The sequence below is a fragment of the Planktothrix sp. FACHB-1355 genome (genome assembly GCF_014748295.1).
In the GTDB taxonomy this organism is placed as follows: Bacteria; Cyanobacteriota; Cyanobacteriia; order Cyanobacteriales; family Aerosakkonemataceae; genus Aerosakkonema; species Aerosakkonema funiforme_A.
On sequence record NZ_JACJUP010000686.1, the window covers coordinates 1 to 3,801 of the forward strand.

At 46.6% G+C, this 3,801-nt stretch carries 3 protein-coding genes; all 3 read right to left on the reverse strand.

What is annotated here, in order from left to right:
- Positions 1–807: 807 nt before the first annotated feature.
- Positions 808–2,541 (reverse strand): ATP-binding protein, encoded by a 1,734-nt coding sequence (locus H6S82_RS23045; protein WP_190464356.1) that lies wholly within the window; start codon positions 2,539–2,541, stop codon positions 808–810.
- Between the two features lie 87 nt (positions 2,542–2,628).
- On the reverse strand, positions 2,629–3,423 hold the full coding sequence (locus H6S82_RS23050) for a glutathione S-transferase family protein (protein WP_190464355.1): 795 nt from the start codon (positions 3,421–3,423) through the stop codon (positions 2,629–2,631).
- Positions 3,424–3,643: 220 nt separating this feature from the next.
- Positions 3,644–3,793, reverse strand: coding sequence for a GlsB/YeaQ/YmgE family stress response membrane protein (locus H6S82_RS23055; protein ID WP_347339532.1), 150 nt, complete (start codon positions 3,791–3,793; stop codon positions 3,644–3,646).
- Positions 3,794–3,801 lie beyond the last annotated feature (8 nt).

A 3,801-nucleotide genomic window follows, 5' to 3' on the forward strand; every position in this document is an offset into this window, starting at 1 on the left:
TAGCCAGTATATCTGTAAACCTTACTTCTTCTTTCAACCTGCCTCTACTGCACGCAATTTGTTACAAATACTAACAACTCGGAGTGAGTATGACTTTACCTTATTTTCATTGTACTACAGAAACGACTTGGAAATCCTGATTTGTTTGGGAAGATGGAGATGAAAGCGATACCTTTGTGATTAGCAGTTCAATTTAGATATAATTACTCTGGATGCTAATGAAAAAAGCGATCGGCGATACCGTAGCTTAAAGGTAGCACCCTGAAAGCGGCAAGCCCATGCTGGCATGAGTGCGAGTGCGTTTGAACTGCAACCATATATAGGATTAGCCTGGTTTAGAGGCAACCTAAGCTTTCAAAACAGAGTCGCTTTGCTATTTCCTCTTTAAGAGGGTACATAGCATTGGCTTAATCTTTCATTTGTTGGCATTTATCGATAACCTCACATAAGTGGACTGCTGGAACTCAGAACCCCATCTGGTTTATTCCTTTGGTGATGATAACCGTTTAGACAGGGATAAAAGGTGAAAGGTTCATCGTTATCTTTAATATTCCCCAGGTTTGCTCCAAAATTAGCTACCAGCACGAAGTTTTGTGGGAGGCTTTTTTTGGCCCGATCGGGGGATATCTAGTCCTATATACAAGGATGCCTCAGTTATCCCGTTAATTAATAGACCCAATAGTATGAAATTACCGAACTTTTTGGCCCTAGTTTTCCGCACAGATAGCTAGAATTGCCGATCGCATTGAGCGTTCGGGCGGGGCTGTTGGCGAAATTCAGCCAATCTAATATTTTTACCTGAGTTGACTAGAAGCCCAGATCGGCTTTAGCGGATTCAGCGGCGGCAAAAACTTCCTCATCTGACCGTTCTTCCCAGCGGGTGTCGCCAATTTCGCGATAGAAGTTTTCGTCATAAGGACGGGTACGCACCACTACCGGCATGGGAACAGCATGACCCAGAACCAAAGCTTGCTGCTTGGAATCCAGTTTAGCCAGAACAGAGCGCAAGCTGCCAGCACCGGAGACACCAGTAAAGATGGCGTCGATGTCTTTTTCGTCGTTGAGTAAGGCGGTGATGCGAGTGCCGATTTGCGACATGACTTCGTTATCGATTCCGGAGGGACGCTGATCCACTATCAAAAGCGTGACGAAGTACTTCCGCATTTCACGAGCTATTATACCAAAAATTGTACCTTGCACAATAGCCGGATCGAGAAACCGATGGGCTTCTTCGATGGTGATGACCAACTGTTGGGGGCGATCGATCGGATTTTTGGTTTGCAGAAACAACTCTGCCTTGCGGACATACTCTTTGTGGATGCGTCTGGTGATGACGTTGGTCACCAACATATAGGAGAGCATATCCGACTGGGAACCAAACTCAACTACCACGTGCTTACCTGCTTCCAGGGATTGCAAAATTTGATTGACGTAGTTGCGGGGGCAGGTCGATCGCATATATTTAAGATTTTCCAGTCGCAGGAGTTTGCGCTGCAAGGCCATAATCGAACCTATGTGACCTTTCTTCTCTTCGCAGAACATCTTGATATCTTCATTTGTCATGTTCAGCAGATGGGTAATCCAGGAATTGCCAAATTCGTTGCGGAGAATGTTGGCATTATCCAGCGACGCTTCCGAAATACCTAACTCTTGTCCTACTAACTTGATATCTTCTACTTCAATTTGGTCGTAACCTAAGTAAAGTTCTTGGGCGTCGCGCACTCCTCGTCGCCTGGTGGATTGAGGGTCTAGGGTATAAATTTGCACAATTCCCGGAAATAGCTGGCGCAAACCTTTAACGGTGTTGAAGTTTTTGCCTTCCGAAACTGCTTCCCAGCCATATTCCGAGTGCATATCGAAAATAAGATTAACGGCTGCCTGCCTGCGAATGATGCCGGATAGCAACAATCTGGTGAGAAAGGATTTGCCTGTGCCGGATTTGCCGAATACGCCGTTGCTGCGTTCTACAAATCTGTCTAAATCGATACAAACCGGCACATCCATATCTAAAGGTTGACCGATCGCAAAGTTGCGCCGATGGGGGTCATCTTCCCAACCGAACACAGTGCGGAAGTCGCGTTCTTGGGCATCGTATACTTGGCTGAAGTGAGTGGGAATTGTCTTGACCGGACGCAATTCTATCTGTTCGCTGCTTTGCGCTTGAAACGATGCCAGCATTCCCTGTGTTTCTGATGGCAACTTGGGAATTTTGCCGTTGGGAACGAAGAAACCGGGCGGTTCTGGTGTGGGGGTGAACATCAACATCGGCGCGAGTTCGATCGTACCGTAAGTGCCACTGCCGGCTAAAACTTCTCGCAGGAAATCATCTTCTTCTGCGGGGGGATTGGCGATAATGCGTAAACTGGATGTTCCTAAAGCTACATCGGTTAACAAACAGAAAAAGCGCGATCGCACCCCCTGCACCACCAAAAATTTGCCCACGCGCATATCTTCCACGGAAACATCCGGGTGCAGTCGCACTTGCAACCCATCGCTGAGGGAACCTTCAATTACCGAACCTAATGGCTTGCCTAAATTCATGTTCGAGCTGCACTTATTTTTAATTGCTAATGGCTAATAGCTAATCGCATTCAAATATTAGCAATTAGCCATTAGCTATTGGCGAGATTAATCTATTTCAATGGAAGTGGGAGAAGAGGGAGTGGTGGTAGTGGTAGGTGTGGGTTGTTTGCGATATTGAGTATAGAGACGATCGCGCCAGTTGAAGAACGTTTCGTATGCCGCGCTATCAGCCAGTCCTGGAACTCCCTTTCCTTTGAGCGTTTCCGGAATCTCTAGATAGGGCCCTTCCGGAATTTTGATGTACATACTCAAACCAGCTACGGCAAAATCTGCCAAAGTCGGATAGTCTGTAACCAAATAAGGCTTATTTAAGAGTAGCAGACTGACAGCTTCCAGGTCTTGTTTGAGGTCTTCTTGGGATGATTTTACAACATCAGGGCCGAAACCAATGCCCGAACCCAACAGATTGAAAAAGTCTCCCGGCACTGCGCCCACTAGGAGTTTAACAAAATCGGGGGTTGTGGGGGGCAAAACGGAGGTGCGGAAGCTTTGATTTTGGCTGAGTGCGCCAAATAATGCTTTGCGAGCTTTGAGTCCGATCGACTCATCGGCCCATTCTTCGATGAGCAAGCACTGTCCGCGTTGTTCTGGATTGACGGGAATAATGGGTTTTTCTGGGTATTTGCGATCGAGGTACTTGGCGATCGCTGTCGAATCTACCACAATCTCGTTCCCGTCTTTGAGTACCGGCACTTGTCGCTGACCGGACATTCTGAACAATTCTAATTGTCCGATTCCCGGTGTGACTTCAATTTTCCGGTACGTCAACCCTTTATAGTCCAGGATCAGCCGCACTTTCTCAGAGTAGTGGGACATTTCAAACTGGTATAACTCCAGCATTTTCTTTCTCCTTATTTCTGGCCGATCGTTAAAAAGTTTATTCTACTTTAGTCATCAGTCAGTTGTCAGTTGCCAAATTACCGTTGTGATTTTTTTGGTGTTTTTCAGTGACCTCTGACCGTTGACATTTGACTGATGACTAATAGCCAAATTAAATAAAAACCCACTGCTTTGCAGTGGGGGTACCGATGCCATTTTGAAGGGAACGGATATTTGTTTATTATGCACTTTGACGGGTTAACAAACCCCACAAGAAAATTAGAACCATAGCGCCAATCGCAGCAAAAGCCACACTGGGTATTGTCAGGGCTCCGTATGCTGCTCCTCCGCTTGTTCCCAAGAGCAGATTGCCCAGCCAACCGCCGACGATCGCGCCCA